This is a genomic window from Sphingomonas sp. LaA6.9, from assembly GCF_022601895.1.
Lineage (GTDB): Bacteria > Pseudomonadota > Alphaproteobacteria > Sphingomonadales > Sphingomonadaceae > Sphingobium_A.
Map to the genome: position 1 here is coordinate 1 of NZ_JAKVIO010000024.1, position 19,140 is coordinate 19,140.

The 19,140-nt window shown below is 61.5% G+C and carries 13 protein-coding genes; 8 read left to right on the forward strand and 5 right to left on the reverse strand.

What is annotated here, in order from left to right:
• Positions 1 to 63 precede the first annotated feature (63 nt).
• The 3 genes from MKI88_RS12835 (at position 64) to MKI88_RS12845 (ending at position 3,050) form a co-directional block, all read left to right on the forward strand.
• Positions 64 to 1,614 (forward strand): DHA2 family efflux MFS transporter permease subunit, encoded by a 1,551-nt coding sequence (locus tag MKI88_RS12835; protein ID WP_241631785.1) that lies wholly within the window; start codon positions 64 to 66, stop codon positions 1,612 to 1,614.
• A gap of 96 nt (positions 1,615 to 1,710) precedes the next feature.
• Positions 1,711 to 2,265: a DUF4136 domain-containing protein gene (locus tag MKI88_RS12840; protein ID WP_241631786.1), complete on the forward strand. Its 555-nt coding sequence runs from the start codon at positions 1,711 to 1,713 to the stop codon at positions 2,263 to 2,265.
• 158 nt (positions 2,266 to 2,423) lie between these two features.
• Positions 2,424 to 3,050 carry a TetR/AcrR family transcriptional regulator gene (locus MKI88_RS12845; RefSeq protein ID WP_241631839.1) on the forward strand — a complete coding sequence of 209 codons (627 nt, stop codon included), beginning with the start codon at positions 2,424 to 2,426 and terminating at the stop codon, positions 3,048 to 3,050.
• A 483-nt stretch (positions 3,051 to 3,533) separates the two neighbouring features.
• Here the strand turns inward: MKI88_RS12845 and MKI88_RS12850 are convergent, their stop codons facing one another.
• On the reverse strand, positions 3,534 to 4,214 hold the full coding sequence (locus MKI88_RS12850) for a TetR/AcrR family transcriptional regulator (protein ID WP_241631787.1): 681 nt from the start codon (positions 4,212 to 4,214) through the stop codon (positions 3,534 to 3,536).
• 308 nt (positions 4,215 to 4,522) lie between these two features.
• Here MKI88_RS12850 and MKI88_RS12855 point away from each other — a divergent pair, with 308 nt between their 5' ends.
• Entirely contained in the window at positions 4,523 to 6,601 is a 2,079-nt protein-coding gene (locus tag MKI88_RS12855) for a TonB-dependent receptor (protein WP_241631788.1), read from the forward strand.
• A gap of 92 nt (positions 6,602 to 6,693) precedes the next feature.
• On the opposite strand, the gene MKI88_RS12860 is transcribed toward MKI88_RS12855, so the two are convergent.
• Genes MKI88_RS12860 through MKI88_RS12870 form a run of 3 tightly spaced genes read right to left on the reverse strand, consistent with a single transcriptional unit; the run spans position 6,694 to position 10,056 of the window.
• Positions 6,694 to 8,199 (reverse strand): bifunctional 3-(3-hydroxy-phenyl)propionate/3-hydroxycinnamic acid hydroxylase, encoded by a 1,506-nt coding sequence (locus MKI88_RS12860; protein WP_241631789.1) that lies wholly within the window; start codon positions 8,197 to 8,199, stop codon positions 6,694 to 6,696.
• Position 8,200: 1 nt separating this feature from the next.
• Positions 8,201 to 9,040 carry a fumarylacetoacetate hydrolase family protein gene (locus MKI88_RS12865; protein WP_241631790.1) on the reverse strand — a complete coding sequence of 280 codons (840 nt, stop codon included), beginning with the start codon at positions 9,038 to 9,040 and terminating at the stop codon, positions 8,201 to 8,203.
• Positions 9,037 to 10,056 (reverse strand): VOC family protein, encoded by a 1,020-nt coding sequence (locus tag MKI88_RS12870; RefSeq protein ID WP_241631791.1) that lies wholly within the window; start codon positions 10,054 to 10,056, stop codon positions 9,037 to 9,039. Before MKI88_RS12870 ends, MKI88_RS12865 begins: the two co-directional genes overlap by 4 nt.
• Positions 10,057 to 10,301: 245 nt before the next feature.
• On the opposite strand from MKI88_RS12870, the gene MKI88_RS12875 reads away from it, so the two are divergent.
• Together MKI88_RS12875 and MKI88_RS12880 are read left to right on the forward strand one after the other, a co-directional pair.
• Positions 10,302 to 11,897, forward strand: coding sequence for an AMP-binding protein (locus tag MKI88_RS12875; RefSeq protein ID WP_241631792.1), 1,596 nt, complete (start codon positions 10,302 to 10,304; stop codon positions 11,895 to 11,897).
• Positions 11,898 to 12,834: 937 nt separating this feature from the next.
• A complete protein-coding gene (locus MKI88_RS12880) occupies positions 12,835 to 15,006 on the forward strand; it encodes an EAL domain-containing protein (protein ID WP_241631793.1) in 2,172 nt (723 codons plus the stop codon).
• 210 nt (positions 15,007 to 15,216) lie between these two features.
• Here the strand turns inward: MKI88_RS12880 and MKI88_RS12885 are convergent, their stop codons facing one another.
• Complete coding sequence (locus MKI88_RS12885; RefSeq protein WP_241631794.1) at positions 15,217 to 15,762, reverse strand: Crp/Fnr family transcriptional regulator; 546 nt, start codon at positions 15,760 to 15,762, stop codon at positions 15,217 to 15,219.
• Positions 15,763 to 16,135: 373 nt separating this feature from the next.
• Between MKI88_RS12885 and MKI88_RS12890 the strand changes: the two genes are divergently transcribed.
• Positions 16,136 to 17,161 (forward strand): IS110 family transposase, encoded by a 1,026-nt coding sequence (locus MKI88_RS12890; RefSeq protein ID WP_241631795.1) that lies wholly within the window; start codon positions 16,136 to 16,138, stop codon positions 17,159 to 17,161.
• Between the two features lie 554 nt (positions 17,162 to 17,715).
• Entirely contained in the window at positions 17,716 to 19,071 is a 1,356-nt protein-coding gene (locus MKI88_RS12895; RefSeq protein WP_281063740.1) for a globin-coupled sensor protein, read from the forward strand.
• Positions 19,072 to 19,140: the final 69 nt, after the last annotated feature.

The window sequence follows — 19,140 nt, forward strand, 5'->3', positions numbered from 1 at the left end:
AGGCCTCTCGATGAACGTCGACGTCAAGATCGCCGACTAAGCCACCACAAAAGGGGCACGCTCATGTCCATCACGAAAGCCTTTGCGGCGGCCCGAGAGGCGCCGCCGCTCACCGGCGTCAAACTCTATGCCGCGGCCATCCTGATCGGTCTCGGCAACTTCCTCGTCGTGCTCGACACCACGATCGCCAATGTGTCGATCAACACCATCGCGGGGTCGCTCGGGGTATCCGCGAGCCAGGGCACCTGGGTGATCACCTCCTATGCGGTGGCGGAGGCGATCACCGTCCCGCTCACCGGCTTTCTGGCGAGGAAGTACGGAGCACAACGTACCTTCATCGTCTGCTATCTGGCATTCGCGGCGATTTCGCTGCTGTGCGGTCTGGCAGGCTCGCTCGGCATGCTGCTCGGCATGCGCGTGCTGCTCGGCCTGTTCGGCGGGCCGATCATGCCGCTCTCGCAGATGCTGCTGCTGCGCATCTTCCCCAAGGAGAAAGCGACGCTTGCCACGGTCATCTGGGCGATGACGACGCTGATCGGGCCCGTCGCCGGGCCGATCCTCGGCGGGATCATCTGCGACAATTACGGCTGGGAATGGATCTTCTTCATCAAGGTGCCCGTTGCCGCGGTGGCGGGGCTCGTGCTGTTCATGCTGATGCGCGGCCAGGCGGATCCGAAGTTCCAGGCGACGATCGACAAGGTCGGTCTGGCGCTGCTCGTCATCTGGGTCGGCTCGCTGCAGATCATGCTCGACGAGGGCCGCAACCACGACTGGTTCGCCAGCCACGAGATCCAGACCCTGGGCATCATCGCCGCCATCGGCTTTGTCGCCTTCCTGATCTGGGAGCTGACCGAGAAGAATCCGATCGTCAACCTCAAGGTCTTCCGGCACCGAGGCTTCGTCGGAGCCGCCACGACCTACTCGGTCGGCTTTGGCGCCTTCTTCGCCAGCATCGTCATCCTGCCGCTCTGGCTGCAGTCCAACATGGGCTACACCGCGACCTGGGCGGGCTATGCGACCGGGATCATGGGAATCCTCGCGGTTCTTTGCTCGCCGCTGGTGGGAAAGGCGGTCGACAAGTTCGACCCTCGACTGATCGTCTGCATTGGAATCGTCGGGCTTGGCCTGATCATGGTCTGGCGCATGCTGACCTTCAGCAATGACGTCACCTTCCTGCAAATGGCCTGGCCGACGCTCCTGACTGGCACGTTCATGGTGATGTTCTTCGTGCCGGTGACGGGCCTCGCCATGGCGAGTGTCGAGCCGCACGAACAGGCGGACGCCGCGGGCCTGTCGAACTTCATGCGCACGCTCGCCGGTGCCTTTGCCACCTCGCTCATCCAGAGCGGCTGGTCGGACGCGACGCGTACGAACAATACCGAGCTGACCAACGCGATGCAGCATGGCCAGGCGGCCGTAGACACCATGACCGCGCAGGGCATGTCCCAGGGCTCTGCTGCGACACTGCTTGCGCATGTCGTGGAAGGTCAAAGCGTGATGTTGGCGACGCTCAACATGTTCGGCGTGATCGCCGTCTGCCTGGGCTTCGCCGCAACTCTCATCTGGCTTGTGCCCAAACCCAAGGGCCCGATCGACACCAGCGGCGCTCACTAAAACTGCCGGCACCGCCCTCGAAGCGCCGTCAGATGCGCTTCGAGGGACCGGAAAGCCGGTCCACTCCTCCCCCCCTCGCTACAAGAAGGAAATGCAATGACTCTATTCAAATGGTTTGCCGCAGGCGCGGCTCTGGTTAGTGTCGCCGGCGGCGTTCCGGCCGCGGCCAAGGTGGAGGTGGTCCAGTCATCCTCCCCCGCGCTTGCCCAAGGCTCCACATTCGCCTGGGCCTCCATGCGCGCCATCGGACTGGGCGTGCCCGATCCCGCGATCGCCAATGAGATCACCGCGGACCGGCTGCGTACCATCACCGAATCCGCCCTGACATCGAAGGGCTATCGGCAGATCGCCAATCCCCTCGATGCCGATCTGGTCGTCGCCTATACCATCGTCATGCAGCCCGAAACCGAGGGAAAATTGACCTCCGACAGGGCGGGTTGCAGCTTTCCGGTGTGCGCGGCACCCAGCAACTACAGCCTCGACACCAGCCACTATACCCAGGGAACCCTGGTGCTCGATCTGATCGAGCGCGAAACCGGGCGCCTGGTGTGGCGCGCCACGTCAAAGAAGCGCGTCACCGGCAAGGATGCGTCGGAGAAAAAACTCACCGCGCTGCTGCGCGAGATGACCAAGTCGCTGCCCCTGCGTTAAGGCCGCGTCGCCCAAAGGCGTGAGGCTGATAAGGCTTTGCATCAGCGACGCATCGATGCGCGCGCCTTTGGAGCGGGGCCTTCAACAGCTGTCAATTAGGACAGCCACCAGCTCATACCCGACCGACCATGTACATAGTGCGATGCGAAGGATCAGTGATGCGTTCCAGGACTCAGGAGAAGCGACAGCAAATTGTCAAGACGGCAGCCGAGCTGTTCGAGGAGCGCGGCTTCGGCGGAACCTCCATGGATGCCATTGTCCAACGAATGGGCGGATCGAAAGCTACGCTCTACCATCACTTTCGCTCCAAGGACGAATTGCTCAGGGCCGTGCTCGATTTCGATCTGACCGGCTGGACGGACCAGCGCGTGGACGAGTTCCTGGACGGCGACGATCTTCGGGAGGGTCTGGCGGCGCTTGGCATTGCTTACCTGACCCGGCGGCTGGCGTCCCCCGCCGTCGCTCACCTGCGTATGGGAGCTGCGCAATCGCCCAGCTCGATGATCGGCAGGGAATTCTATCAAGGCGTGCTGAGGCCCGCCTGGCAGCGGCTTGCCAATCGGTTCGAAAGGTTGATGGCCGAGGGTTGGCTTGTCCGCGCTGACCCCTGGACGGCGGCGATGCACTGGAAGGGCCTCAACGAGCACGACATCTGCGAGCGGCAGTTGCTGGGCGACCTCTCCCCACCGGACGCCGAAGACATAGAATTGATCGCAGGCAATGCCGCGGACGCCTTTCTGAAGATCTATGGTCAAAAGGCTGATCGCGAATTGCGTTGGCCATGATGGTCTGGGCACCACTTTCGCACCGACCGCGCCGGGCATCCGACCGACCCGTGTGCTGTGATGAATGCTCGCGGCGGCTACAGCCATGCGGACATCGAGACGGACGCGGTACTGCGCGCTTACGGACATCGCCTGTCGCTTCCGATTTGACCTCAGCGGTTCGCCGGCGGCCATGGCGCCAGCAATGCCTGGATTTTGGGGAGCGCCGGCAATGCGAGCACTTATTCTTTCTTCGGTGATTACGACAATGCTCCTGGGCGCTTTCTCCGTTCTGCAAGTCATCACAGGGGACGCACTGAGCGCAGTTGTGCTCGAACTTGTCCTGCTGATCACCCTGGCTGGCTGGTTGGCGGCTCCGCTGGTCGCAAGCCGACGAATCTAAAAAGTGGGAAACATCGGACCGCGTCTATGCATGCCCACCGCTGGAAGACGAGAAATGCTGATCGCCATTTCCGTGAGCCAAATAGCGCCAGCTAAGCTGCACTACGCGGCCAGCTTATCCGCTTTCAGCATGAAGATGGCGTTTGTCATCCGCACCGATTTTTGTTCAGACGCCTCGAGCGGCAGCCCGAGTCCGGCGAGCAGCATGGTCAGCATCTCCTGCGTCACGGGCACCACCATCGCCTTGTGCTCGAGTTCGAGCAGCCGCGCGACAAGCGCCTGTGTGACTGCGCCGGTGAGGCTGACCGCGGCCTCGATGGTCGTGAACCGGAACAGACCCTTCTCTCGACCTTCCTCCAGATCGGCAACGAGATCGGCATTGAGCGCTGCTTCCTCGTCGAGCGCGGCCACATGAAACTGCGAGAAGAAACGGGCATGCAAGGGATCGATAATCGCCATCCGAGCGTGAATTGCGACCCCCTGCGATAGACGATCGACCGGATTTTCGACGCCGGCGTTGTTGCGCGCGACGATCTCCTCGAAGATCTGGCGCGATTGGCGGCGCAGTTCCTTCAGATACGCTTCGCGGTCCATGAAGTGGTTGTAGAAAGTCTGCTTCGAGATGCCCGCAAGGCTCGCGATGTCCTCGACACCGAAAGGACCCGCGCCCTGCTGCCCGAGCAGCTCGAACCCCGCCCGCATGAGACGCTCGCGCGTCTTGATCCAGCGCTTGTCCTTTATGATCACGCTTTGAATGGTTCGCTCCCCGAACAAGATTCCCATGATCCGACCCTGCCGGTCGCCACCATCCTTAGCATAGCAGTCCATCAATAATCAGCAAACCCAGCGCCGAGCTTGCCAGATGATGCATCCGCGGATATTTATTAGACTAATCGGCAAATAAAAGTGAGCTCGGTAGAGTGTTGCGCGCCGATGGCCGGAACCCAGGCCGGAACAAACGATGGGAGGGAGAGGTAGTGAAAGCAAAATATGCGATAATCGCAGGCATTTGTGCTAGCGCATCGATCACGGCTGCAGCCCGCGCGGAGCCTCCCAGAGTGGAGGGCGCAACGCAACCGGACGATCATCAATTGGACCAACAGGATATCATCGTTACGGCCCGCAAGCGCGACGAGTCGGTACAGCAGATCCCCATCGCCATCGATGTGGTGAGCAACAAGGCACTCGCCACTACGGGCACGGCCTCGCTGCTCCAGCTCGAAGCGATCGCCCCGGGGCTCAATCTCGCCAAGGCGCCGGTCGGCGCCGAGATCGGCGTAACCGTGCGCGGCCTGGGTTCGGCGCCGGGCGCGCCCTCGTTCGACAGTTCGGTCAGCCTGTTCGTCGACGGCATCTACGCGCCACGTTCGCGCGAGTTCGCCTCCTCGGTATTCGATGTCGAGCGCATCGAGGTGATAAAGGGCACACAGGCAGCGCTGCTCGGCAAGAACACGAGCCTCGGCGCGATCAACGTGATCACGCGCAAGCCCGGCGACGAACTCGCGGCCGACCTGCGTGGTTCCTATCAATTCGAATTCGGATCGACCCTGCTCGCCGGCGGCATCGACGTCCCGCTTGCCGACGGGCTCGCGGTCCGCGTCTCGGGCCAGCGCCTCGACGACAATGGCTGGGTGCGCGACACGGTTGCGGGCCATAAGGCGCCGCGCAACCGCGACGATGCCATCCGCGCAGTCTTGACGTGGGAGGCGCTCAGCGGCGTCGACGTCACGCTGGTGGCGCAGCACAATATCTCGAAACAGCGGGGAAATTCGGTCGAGTTCGCGACGCTCAGCCCGGTCGCGGAGCAGCTCGCGGCGCTTGCCGGCGCGCCGGGCTCGCTCGACGACCGTCTCGACTATGTCAACGCGACCAGCCTGTTCGGCCCCGGCACCGAGCAGCACGAACGGCTCAAGGTCGACCGCTTGTCGGGCACGGTCAATTTCGATCTGGGCGGCGGCACGCTGACGTCGGTCACCGGTTATTCGCGCTACACCGACGACAACCTGTCCGACACGGACTTCCTGCCAGGCGAATGGGCGACACGCGGAGTCGACGAAAGCTCGAAACAGTTCTCGCAGGAACTGCGCTATGTGTCGCCCACGGGCGGCACGGTCGATTATGTCGTGGGCGGGCTCTATCTTCACAACGAGCTCGACAGCACATCGACCTTTTTTGCCAACTATCCGTTCGGCCCGGCCCCCGGTGTCAACATCGCGGGGAGCTTCCGGAACGATTTCTTCCAGAAGACCGAAACCTTCTCGGCGTTCGGACAAATGACGGTGCATGCGACCGATGCGCTGCGGCTGATCGGCGGGCTGCGTTACACCCATGAGAAGAAGACCGTCGACCTTGGGCGCGAGGTACTGGTGCCGGGGCTCTACAGCGTCGTGATCTTCCCGCCCTATGCGCCCTTCCGCATGTCGCGATCCGATGGTCCGGTCGACTATTCGGCGGGCGTCCAGTACGATATCAGCCCCGACATCACCACCTATGTCTCCTACGGGAAGGGTACCAAGAGCGGCGGCTTTGCCTCGTCGGCGACGTTCCTCGACCAGTCCGAATACGACAGCGAAACCGCGCGGACGCTCGAGGGCGGCATCAAGGCGCAGGACGCCGGACGCCGCTGGCTCCTCAATCTGTCGGTGTTCGACACCAAGGTGAGCAATTTCCAGACAGTCACGTTCAACGGCGTGACCTTCAACATCTTCAATACCGATCTGCGCAGCACCGGCGTCGAGCTCCAGGCGAACTGGCGCCCGGTCGAACCGCTGCGCGTCTATCTCAACAACACCTATGCCGACGCGCGCGACCGCAATACCGACGGACATATCCCGCTTGCGCCCAAATGGAGCGGTTCAGGCGGGTTTTCGCTTAACGTGCCGGTGACGGGGGCGATCGATTTCCTCATGGACGGCTCGATCGACTATCGCTCGAGCCGCACCTACCAGCAGGATCCGGCCGCGGCCGAGATCGGCAATCCGTTCACGACCTTCAATCTCAGCATTGCCGCCGCCGACAGCAATGAGCACTGGGAAGTGCGGCTGATCGGACGCAACCTGACTGACAAAAAGGGTATCGCCTTCGCGTTTCCCACGCCGATCATCGGTACGCAGTCGGTGATGTCGGAGCGCAGCCGCACGATCGCGCTGCAGGTTTCGGTGAAAATGTGAGGGGAGCAGGAGGCAGGCGGCGAGCCTGCCTCCTACTGTATCGCGTGACCGAAAGTGCCCGAACCGGATATCCGGTCCGGGCACTTTCGCTCTCAGGCGGCGACCCGCGCCTGAGGAGTCAACAGCGCTGACCATGCCTTGGACAGCTCGCCGGCATTGCCGGTGCCGAAGATGTAGCGGTCGGGGCGCACGAGCACGGCTTCCGCCTTATGGATGGCAAGCTCGCGTTCAAGCGCGTCGCGGAAGGCGGCGACGCGCGGATCGTCGAGCGTGACCGTGACCAGTCCGTCGACGGGTGCGGCCGGCGTGCGCGTGATCAGCCACGCCCCCGCACCGAGCACATCGTCGAGCTTGAGCGAGCCGCTCTCGCCCGCGCATGGCTGTGCGAAATATTGCCCGGCGCCCGGCGCGCCGGCGAGGATGAGGCCTCGGTCGATCGGCGGAAAGTTGAAGCTGCCATCGGGCGACTGGCCCGCTGCGCGCGCTGCAATCATCTGGCGGTCACGTTCGGCGGCGGCCACCGGATCGGTAATGCAGACGGTACGACCCATCATGATCGCCATCTCAATCGTCGCGCGTACATTGGGCTCGCGTTCGGGCTGGTAGGTGTCGAGCACCGAATCCGGCGCGCCGTCCCGCACGATCGCGGTGAGCTTCCACGCAAGATTAGCGGCGTCGCGCAAACCCGAACACAGTCCCTGGCCGGCGAAGGGCGGTGTCTGGTGCGCGGCATCGCCAATGAGCAGCACGTGCCCCTTGCGCCATTCGCGCGCGATGCGGGCCCGGAAGGTATACACCGCTTTGCGTTCGAGCGAGACCGCGCCGTCCACCTTCCACGGCTCGAGCAGGCCGGCGATGGACTCGTCCTCCGACAATTCCTCCGCCGTTTCGCCAGGCTTGATCATGAACTCCCAGCGATGGCGGCCTTCGCCCATCAGCGAACAGGTCGTCGGCCGCACGGGATCGCAAACCTGCATGATGAACTTGGGCATCCGGTCAAAGTCATGGACGATCGCGTCCACGACCAGCCATTGCTCCTCAAAGCCAAGGTCGTCGAACTCAATGTCATGGGCCCTGCGGACGGTGCTGCGCGCGCCATCGGCGCCGACCAGATAGCGCGCATGCACCTCGCGGTTGCCTTCCGGCGTGGCGACCTGCACCACTACCCCGGTTTCGGTATCCTGAAAGCCGGTCGCTTCCCATTGCGAGCGGAGCGCGCTCGGGTCGCGCTTCGCCAATGCTTCGCGCAGATGGGCCTCGATCGACGGCTGGTGGATCATGTTGCCGCTCGGCCAGCCGCCAGGCGCAATGCGCTCGCCGGCCTCGAAGCTCAGCAGCACGTCCCCCTTCGCGTTGATGAAATCATAGCGGTCGCCGCGGCGGCTGGTGCGCATGGCCTGCTGCGCGACACCAGCCTCCTGTAGAACGCGCATCCCTTCATGGTCGATATGTGCTGCGCGGGGCAGGGGATGGATTTCCGGAGCCTTCTCGGCAACGATCACCGACACGCCCCGCTGCGCCAGCAGCACCGCCAGGGTAACGCCGACGGGCCCCCCGCCGACGATGACGACGTCGCATTCCAACACATTGCGCATCATGTCAGCCCTCTGCCGCCATGGCGCCTTCGATGGCACCGAGCTGTTCGATCTCGCAGCGCACGATGTCGCCCGGCGCCAGGAAGCGCCGCGGATCCATCGCGGCGCCGATGCCCCCCGGCGTGCCCGTGAAGATCACGTCGCCCGGCTCGAGCGTCATGCCTACGCTCAGATGCTCGATCTGCTGCCACAGGTTAAAGACAAGGTGCTTCGTGTTCGACGACTGGCGCAGCTCGCCATTCACCCAGCAACGGATGTCGATCGCATGCGGGTCCGCGATTTCGTCGGCTGTCGTCAGCCACGGCCCCATCGGCGCGTGGGTGTCGAAGCTCTTGCCCAGCGACCATTGCGGTGTGGAGTGCTGCCACAGGCGCTCGGTCACGTCGTTGCCGACGCAATAGCCGAAGACGTGCTCATGCGCCCGGTGGGCAGGGATATGCTTGCCGCGCTTGCCGATCACCGCGACCATCTCTACTTCATAGTCGGCCGTCGTAGTAGTCTTGGCGATCAGGATCGGATCGAACGGGCCGTTGACCGAGGTCTGCGCCTTGGTGAACCAGACCTGCCGCTCGGGCGTGCCCATTTTCGATTCGGCGACGTGGTCGGCGTAGTTGAGGCCGATGGCGAAGATCTTGCCCGGACGCAGCACCGGCGAGCAGAGCTTGACGGTGGCGAGCGGCACGCCGCCGCCGGCAGCGGCCTTTGCTTCGAGATCGGGCTTCAGCTCGTCCCAGCGCGCGATCAGGTCAATCATCGTTCCGTCGAGACCAGTGTCGATGAGCGTTTCGCCGACGATGATCCCGGTCCGGGCGGTGCCGTCGGCAAGATAGGTGGCAAGTTTCATGCAGATTTTACCTTCAGATTGCGCCGGAACAGCCGGCGGATGCGCAGGTTGAGCGCCGCGACGAAAGCGACCAGGCCGGGGCTAGGCGCGACCTTGCCTTCGAACATCGGATTGGGAGTGCCCCATTGGACGGCGAGCAGGTCTTGCATCGTCATCTTGTTGGGGGGATCGTCGGCGGTCAGAAGGTCGCCGTCGGTCCAGTGTTCGAGTTCGTGGCCCCAGGGGTCCTTCCAGTAGTCGAAGATCTGGCTGCCCATGATGTGGCGCCCGACGCCCCAGGCAGCGGTGCGCTTCCTGGCCTTGAGATACTGGTGGCCAAGCAGGAGGTCGTCGAAATTGGCGACCTCAAATGCGGCATGGAGGAAGCACGGCGTCTGCGGCAGCTGGGCCAGGAACAGTGTATGGTGATCGGCCGGGCGGTCACCGCGATCGCAACGCATGAACGCGCCGAGCGTGACATCCGGCGCGGCTTCGATTTCGTCCGAGGTGAGGAATCCGAATCGCGCCTTGTACCAGGCCTCCGACTTGCGAAAGTCGGAGACGTTCAGGACGCAGTGGCCGATTCGGTGGACATGGGCTGGGCCCGCTGTGAGACGAACCAGTTTGCGCAACCGCTCATGCCGGCTCACCGAGTTTCGCGGCGGCTCGGGCGGCGGCGCTGCCGCCTCCAGTTGCGCCTGCCCGGCGACGACTTCGACCAGAAACCCGTCCGGGTCGAGCAGCCGTACAACCTTGCCACCGCCCGGCGCGCCAAGATCCTCGACCTCCACGCCTTCGACCGCGGCGAGCGTCTCGAGATCAGCAATATTGCGGGCACGAAGCCCGAGCGCGAGAAATGCGGGCGATCCCTTTTCGGTCACATGGACGAATGGTCGACCGTCGGTGCCACGCGCATAAAGGCGTCCGTCCACGTCGCTGCTGACCAGACCGAAATCTTCGAGAAAAGCGCGCATTTGTGCAAGATCGGGCGCTGCGAAGCGCACATGCGCGATGTCCTCGATGCGTATCAGGCTCATTGCTCTCCTCTCCCCGGCGATAAGATGTTCGCCGCGCTTGACGCCTCGATTGGATAGAGGTTAATGGACTAATGGTCAATTAAAATGATCGGGCGTTACGATGCGTGAGGCGCTCGGTGCAAGGCTCAGCGCATCGTCTTCACGCTGTGATGCGCCTCGATCGTGCCTAGCTTGATGTGGTTATCAGAAAGCCCAGATGCCCGGCCGAGGCATCTACGACAGGAAAAGATCCGGGAGAGTGTGAGATGCTGCAGCCCATAACCCCTTTCGAAGGGATGGATATCCGAAGCCTGCTCGATTCGGTTGCCCTCTCCCGGAGCGAGCACCCGTTTCTCGTCTGGGAACCGTTCACGGCCGAAGGCGGCCGGCAATGGACCTATGGCGAATTCGCTGACCGTGTGCGCCGTTTCGCCGCGGGCATCGTTGCGCGCGGCGTCAAGGCGGGCGACCGCGTGCTCATTCATCTCGACAATTGTCCCGAGGGTCTGATCGCCTGGCTCGGCTGCGCCTATGCCGGGGTGGTCCCCGTCACCACCAACGCCCGGTCAACTGAGGACGAACTCGCCTATTTCGCGCACCATAGCGATGCGGTGGCTGCGGTCACCCAGCCCGGTTTTGCCGATATCGTCCGCGCCGCGACGCCGAAAGTACGGTGGCGCCTGGTCACCGAGACCGACAATGGCGAGCCAGCTTCCGCGCCCGGTCTGGGCTTTCACCCATTCGATACAATCGACGCTTCCCCGGAGAGCTTGCCTGAACGGCCACACGATCCCTGGGCCCCATTCGGCATCCAGTACACATCGGGAACCACCGCGCGGCCCAAGGCGGTGCTCTGGACGCATGCCAACGCGCTCTGGGGTGCGATGGCCTGCGCGCGGCATGAAGATCTGCGCGCAGAGGATGTGCACCTGACGTTTCTCCCGTTGTTCCACACGAACGCACAGGTCTATTCGGTGCTGGCGTCGCTGTGGGTGGGGGCAACCGTCGTGCTCATGCCGCGCTTCTCCGCGTCGCGCTTCTGGCCCGTCTCGATCAAGCATGGCGCCACCTGGACATCGCTTGTGCCCTTCTGCCTCAAGGCGCTGATGAGTGAGCCGCTGCCCGAGCAGCACAGCTACCGACTGTGGGGCAATGCGGTTTGCGACCCGCCGACCGATCGCCACTTCCGGGTCAGAACGATTGGCTGGTGGGGCATGACCGAAACCGTTGCGCACGGAATCGTCGGTCTGGTGAACCGCGCCAATACATCCATGTCTCTCGGCCGTCCGGCACCCGGCTATGAAATCCATGTCCTCGACGACGAGGAGAAACCCGTCCGTCCCGGCGAAGTCGGAAATCTCTACGTCCGCGGCCAGCGCGGCGTAACGCTCTTCCTCGAATATGCGGGCGATCCCGAAGCTACGCAGGCGGCGTTTCGCCCGGACGGGCTGTTCATCACCGGCGACCGTGTCCGACTCGGTGAGGACGGATTCCTCTATTTCGCCGATCGATCGAAGGACATGCTCAAGGTCGGTGGCGAGAATGTTGCGGCCTCGGAAATCGAGCAGGTGATCGCCGCGGTCCCGGGCGTCGCCGAAGTTGCCGTGGTCGCCATGCCCGATCCCATGCTTGATGAAGTGCCCGTAGCGTTCGTTCTTCCGAACGCGGAGGCTGCCGCGGATCTGGCGGAGCGGGTCGCGGACGCCTGCGCCGCGAAGCTGGCGCGCTTCAAACGACCCAAACTCGTCCGCATCGTGGAGAACCTGCCCCGGTCGACGCTCGAAAAAGTGGCCAAGTCCGAGCTGCGCGCGGCGCTAATTGCCGAGCGAGATACAGCGCGGCCTGCCCCGGCAGGCGCCTGATCCTTGCGCGTTCTCCCGACGACGATCGCGCAGGTTGTTATGGATGCTTGTAGACGTGCTTGCCCGCTCTACCCGCTTGAAGAAGGTTCTCCCCAAGCGGAGCTTCGGTACGAGCCGACATTCCGAACCAAAATAAACAGATGGCAGACTCCGGAGATGGGGTTCGAGCCCACGGACTTCCGCAATTTCGGCTGTCTCCTCTCCTCAAAGTCGGCCTGACAGTCCAGGGAACGGGCGGGGGCCGACACACGGCCCCGCCACGCTGGCCAGATCAATCGACCGGTATTCGCTCGGTGGCTGAGCAGTATCTGTTGAGGCAATCCCGTCTTCCTCAGTCTCGGCACGAGCGTGGTGAACAGCGGTACGTAGAAGATTCAGGCTCGGACCAATCGTGGAATGGGAGCCCGGGTGTAGGATCGGCGTCACAGTCTAGAAGCAGCCATTCAGCATTGTTCGCATGTGCCAGCATCAGGCATCGCTTCAAACATTCCGGAAATTGTTCGTAGTTGGCCGCTATGGCGGGAGCTTTCTTACGTAGCCACCAGCCATATTCGCCATTGGAATGACATATTATTTGGTCACGCCAATCGTCGAACCCGTCCTCACCTCTTGATATTGCATCCAGCGATGCCGCGATGTCTTCACACACATGTCCAGTAGATATCGCGACATACGTTTTTAATTCCACGAGCGACACCTTTTCTATTTCAATAAATATGATTGCGGCCCGCGACAACTTGTCGGACTGAAGCGCGGAAAAGGTGAGTGCGGGCTGCGTTAGCGTTTGGCGGCAATGCGGGTGAGCCATTTCCCGAGCGCAAGCTGCGCGCCTTTTGAGCATATAATTTTACATGTCGTCTAATATCCATGATATCCGTCCTATAAATATAGTACTCATGTGTACGGTATCGTATTTATGTAGCGGACAGGTGAAATCATGGAAAGTGTTAATTTAATTAACGCGTCAACAAAATCGGCCCAAGCGCCCTGCGTCGCCGATGCCTACCTAGCCGCGCCTCCGCATCATTCGGAGTTGAATGCCTATAAATCTGCGCTTGAAGAGCTCGCGATCGTTGCGATGTGCGACAGGTCTGGCCGCATAACCTATGTAAACGATCAATTCTGTCGCATTAGCGGTTACGACCGATCCGAGCTGATCGGGGCAAAGCACAGCCTGATCAATTCGGGGCATCATCCGCGCGAATTTTTCAAGGACATGTGGCGAACGATCGCCCATGGGCGGCGCTGGCGTGGCGAGATCTGTAATCGTGCCAAGAACGGCGAACATTATTGGGTCGACACCACTATCGCGCCCATGTTCAGTCTGGCAGGCCATATTCAAGGCTATGTTTCAATCCGCTTCGATATCACCAGGAGCAAGGCGGTGGAAGCGGCGCTGACCGCCGAGGCCGAACGCCGCGGGGGAGCCGAGGCACTGCTACGCGATATCGTAGAAGCTATTCCTGACGGCGTGGCCACCTTTGATCGGGCTGGCAAGCTCGTTCTGTACAATCGCGCCTTTCGCGATTTCTACGCGATCGCGGCCCCGGCTATCTCGGAAGGCGCGAGCAACGACAGCATTATCGAGTATGCGATCGAACACGGCCAGTTCGCAACGGGCGTCGCCGCATCCGACTGGATTCGCACCTGGCGGAGCGGGCGTCAAAATCCAAAGCTTCAAGTCGAGAGGCCGCTCTTGCAGCAATTGAGCGACGGTCGGTGGCTGCAGATGCAGGATCGATACTCCATGGCCGGGCGGCTCGTCACCATCTCCACCGATGTCACTTCAATCAAGGATACCGAACAGCTCATCAAGCGGCAGGCTGAACAGGACCCTCTGACAGGCCTGGCAAACCGCACTGTCTTTCAGCATCGGCTCACACAGGCGCTCGATCGCCACCGCCGCAAGGCGACAATGGGTGCAATCCTGTTGATCGATCTCGACAAGTTCAAGGACGTCAACGACACGCTGGGGCATGATGCGGGTGACGCGCTTCTGGTCGAGATCGGGCGGCGCCTTAGCCGCAGTCTGCGACGTGGCGATGTCGTCGCTCGGCTCGGCGGTGACGAATTCGCGGTTATCATGCCCAATGTCGCATCCCGCGATGATCTGATCCGCCTCATTGGCCGTATTCAGGCCGACCTTTGCCAGCCGGTCCGCTTGGCGCGAAAAATCGTCAATATCAGCTGCAGCATTGGGATCGCGATCTTTCCGCGCGACGGCAGGAGCCCCAAGGTGCTGCTCAAGAATGCCGACATCGCGCTTTATGAGGCGAAGGCACGTGGGCGAAACGCCCATTGTTTCTTCCAGCCGGCGCTGCGCGCTCATTTGAAGCGGCGCGACAGTCTCACTGATGCACTGCGGACCGCAATTGCGGGCAAAGGGTTGGACATCGCGCTTCAGCCGCAAGTCAACCTGGCGGATGGCCGACATGTCGGTTTCGAGGTGCTCGCGCGCTGGCGGAATGGGGGTCAATCCATCGCGCCCAACGAATTCATTCCGGTCGGTGAGGAATGCGGGCTGATGGTTCCGCTTGGCAATCTGATCCTTGAGAAGGCCGCCAGTCGCCTGCGCGATCTCCGGACCAAGGGGCTCGCACCGGGCTTCATGGCGATCAACGTCTCCGCCGCACAGCTCAAGGCTGACGGCTTTGTCGATCACCTAACTCTGCTGCTCGCCCGCAACGGGCTCGATCCCTGCGATGTAGAGATCGAAGTGACCGAAAAGGTCCTGTTCGATAAAGCGACCAGCCGGATCACACAGACATTGTTCGATCTCCACGCTCTCGGGTTCAAGATAGCGCTTGACGATTTCGGAACGGGCTATGCCTCGCTTGCGCATTTAAAGCGGTTCCCGGTCAGTCGATTGAAGATCGATCAGTCCTTCGTCGGAGACATGACCCTGAATCCGCGAGATTCGGCGATCGCGATCGCGATCATCCACCTGGCGCACAATCTGGATATGGACGTCGTCGCCGAAGGCATCGAAACGCGTGAGCAATTGGACGTGCTCAAGCAGTACGGTTGCGACTTCGGCCAAGGCTATCTGCTCGGTCGCCCGCTTGTCGGCGACGACGTAGACTTTTACCTTTCAAATATTTCCAAATAACAAAGCGCCATTTACGAAAACATGTGAGCTTTCTATGCGCCTCGGGAAGAAATTTGTTATGGTGTAGTCGAGCAGTTCGATCTCGGCGGCCGTGATGTTATGAACGAGGTCTCCGCGCGGCGCGTCCCCGCCTCTCATGTTCCAATCTTGTATGGCCGGGGCCCGACATGAGGACCAGCGAGTAAGTTGGGTACCAGGGCCGCCCCAGCTTTAGAACTGATTGTCCGCGTCAGTCCGCGCAAGGAATGACGCGGCATGAATATGGCGATAGCAATCGCAGGCGCAAAGCTCGAGCCCTTGACGATCGACGATGGTCAGCGAGCCGCGCGAATAACTGATGATGCGCCTGCGCGCCAGTTCATTGCATATCTCGCTCACCGTGGCGCGCCGAAGGCCCAGCGCGTCGGCCAGCGTTTCCTGAGTAACGTGGAATTGCGTGCCCGTGACGCGATCATGCGCGTGCAGCAGCAGACGCGAAATGCGCTGTTCGGCCGAATGGAGGCTGACACACGCGATCGATTGCATCAGTTGGATAATCAAGGACTGCGCATAGCTCAGCATGATCTTACGGATGCATTCGTAAAGGCCCATGGCCTCATCAAGATCAGAAATCGCCAGCCAGGATGCATAGCCCGAAACCTGGACGACAGTGTTGTTGATCGCGGTCTTTCCACCCATGATGAGCGGAAAACCCACAAATCCTTCTCGACCGATCGAAGCCTCCTCGACCAATCGTCCGCCCGACGTCCTGGACATCAAGGATATCACACCTTCGTGTGGAAAAATGAGATGGGTGAACGGTGCGCCCGCCTCGCTGATCGTCTCGCCAGCTTTCATTTCTCTGGTCGTCATCCGTGCCGCCAGAAAATCCTGTGCTTGCGGTCGGGCGAAAAGGATAATGCGATTATGGATCGGAAACTGCCCCACATTGCAGTAATTCATTTTCTCTCCTCGGTTACAATGAGTAACCGCCTTGGCCTAACATGAATTGATCGCGCGCGTCACATGGAAAACCAGCCCGTTCGCCGCGCTTGATCCGGCAATGCTCAGCATGTGATGGGGTGGACACCCCCCGACGGCATCGATGTGCCAAAGTGAGGTTGTTGATCATCACTTGAAGGAGGTGTCCGTGTTGGAAGTTACCACAATTGGGCTCGATATCGCCAAGCATGTTTTTCACGCCCATGGGGCAGACGAGCGTGGCCGGAAGATTTTCAGCCGTAAGATTAATCGCGCGAAGCTGCTGGAGTTCTTCGCTTCCCAGCCCCGCTGTCTCGTTGCACTCGAAGCATGTGGCGGCGCGCACCATTGGGCGCGCGAGCTGATGACGCTGGGCCACACAGTCCGGCTGATTCCGCCTTCGTACGTCAAGCCGTTCGTAAAGCGGCAAAAGATCGACGCAATTGATGCGGAGGCTATTTGCGAGGCGGTGCAGCGTCCGAACATGCGGTTCGTCGCGGTGAAGAGCGAGGAGCAGCAGGCCAACATGACGGTGTTCCGAGCACGTGACCTCTTTGTTCGACAGCGCACCCAGATCGTCAACGCATTGCGCGGCCATATGTCGGAATTTGGCTGGATCGCGCCGAAAGGAGCGGCTCACCTGGCAAGCCTGGGCGAACTGATTGACGATACAGGCACCGTACCTGATGCCGCGCGCCCAATCCTCAAATCCTTGCTTGAAAGCCTGACCTTTCTCGACAGCAAGATCGCGGAGCTGGACAAGGAGATTGCCCAACGAGCTCGTCAAGACGAAGCGGCGAGACGGCTCATGACCATTCCGGGGATAGGACCAATCAGCGCCACCGCAATCTTGGCCTTGGCACCGCCTATTGAGAGTTTCACCAAGGCTAGAGACTTTGCTGCCTGGCTGGGGCTTACGCCCTTGCAGAAATCAACGGGTGGCAAACAGAAGCTGGGGGCGACCTCCAAAATGGGCGAGCGAACGCTTCGGCGATTGCTGATCATCGGCAGCAGCTCGGTCGTACTTCAGGCCGCCAAGCGTGGTGCTCCCCAAGGCTCCTGGCTGCAGCGCATGCTGGTGCGCAAACCGCGCATGCTGGTGACGGTCGCGCTCGCCAACAAAATGGCGCGCATCGTCTGGGCCTTGCTCAGCAAGAAAGAGGATTACAGAGCTCCGGTCGTATCGGCGGCGTAAGCTGTCTTGCGAACCTGAGGCGTCGGAGACGTAGTCGGTCGAAGGAGGGTATGGCACAACAGTCGGCGAGACGGGGCCTTGAAACCAGACAAGCTCACAGCGTTTCCAAGCGCGCGCATGTGATTTGGACCAGGTCCGCGAACTCCCATACAGGGCCGCAGCTCACATCGCTGCATCAGAGCCCGGACAGATGGCAGCATCCGACTACGTGCCCAATATCCTCCTCAAAAAAACCGGCTTGCGTCCGAAGGGGTGTCCACAGATGAGCATGGAGCGGATGTCGTATTTGGGCACCTGAAGGCAAATTGGATCAACTTGTCTTTGAGCCGCTTGTCCCATTCAATTCGGGAGCGGAATTGTGATGGGCCGCGGGGATATTCCTTGGCTGTGGCGGGAGCGACATGCGCAAGGGGTTGGCTAACAGCCGTGTTGGATGCTTGATCCCGATGCGGCCACTAATGTACGTTATGTCAAATAAATGCTTATCAAGCACGCGATTGCGTCCGAATGCGTACTATAATTCTGGTGTGCAGGGATTAAAGTGGGGATGATCAATGGAGCACGCAACATTACTATCGCGTCTGGAATTCGTCGGCATGGACGAAGTACAACGCGCTAGCCTGGTCGATGTGGGCAAGGCATTGCTGCCAATTGTGCCGGACGCACTTGAAAATCTATACGTCATATTAACGCGTACGGAACACACGAGCCATTTTTTCAAGGATTCACGGCACATGCAAGCCGCCCGTGGACTCCAGGAGGAACATTGGCGACGTCTGTGGAACGGTCGCTTCGACAAGGACTATTATGACAGCGTGCGCCGCATCGGCACTGTCCATGCACGCATCGGCCTGGAGCCGCGCTGGTATGTCGGCAGCTACGCCATCGTACTGGAAGGGCTAATTCGCGCGTTGCACGGCCGTCAGGGCGGAGGCAAGTGGGGACGGCGTGCCATTGCCTCCTCGGTGAACCCCGAGGAACTGATCGCGCTGGTCAAGGCGGCAATGATCGACATGGAACTCGCGATCTCGGTCTATTTCGAGGAAGCTCAGGTTGAGCGCGACAAGGCCATGGCCGCCACCGCCGCCCGCGAAGCCGAACTCGGCGCGCTGCTCGATACGATCAGTGAAGTGACCCAGGCCGTGCTGACGGGTTCCCACGAGATCGCCCAGGCCTCGCACGACCTTGCGCGCCGCACCGAATGTGCAGCGGCAAGCATCGAACAAAGCTCGGCGGAGGTCGCACAAATGGACGCGCGGCTGCAGCACAGCGCCGCGTCGGCGGCGCGCACCGCGGCGCGTGCCGACGACGCGATCAACACAGTCACGCAAGGCCGTCACCGCGCTGACGAAGCGATGCAGGCAATGGCTCGGGTCGCGGACAGCGCCAAGGGGATCGACAGCGTGATCGAGGGCCTCGACAAGGTCGCGTTCCAGACCCGCGTGCTGGCGATGAACGCGGCCGTCGAGGCTGGTCGGGCGGGGGAAGCGGGCCGGGGGTTCGCAGTCGTGGCCGATCTCGTTTCTGCGTTGGCGATGCGCGCCGAGGAGGAAGCCAAGCGCGCGCGCGACCTGCTTACGGTTACGCAGGGCGATATCACCGCCGCGGTGACGACGGTCGAAGGCCTCGACGCCGCGCTTCAGGCCATCGCTGGCGATGTTACCACGGTCCACGGGCTCCTGGCCGAAATGGCAGCGGACAATCAGGCGCAGGCGACCGCCGTCACGCAGATCGCGAGCGCGATGAACGAGATGGATCGTGCGACGCAGCAGAATGCCGCGATGGTCGAGGAGACCTCGGCGGCTGCGGACAATCTGATGACGCAGATCTCGTCGCTTGCGGAAACCGCTGCGACGGGACGCGTCGAAACGACCGTGAGGGAGGGCAACCACTCCAAGGTGCTGCATTAACCAATCGATTGTGCGCTGGCGGCGCCTAACCTCTCCTAATTAATGACGGGGCGATGACGTGGTTTTGCG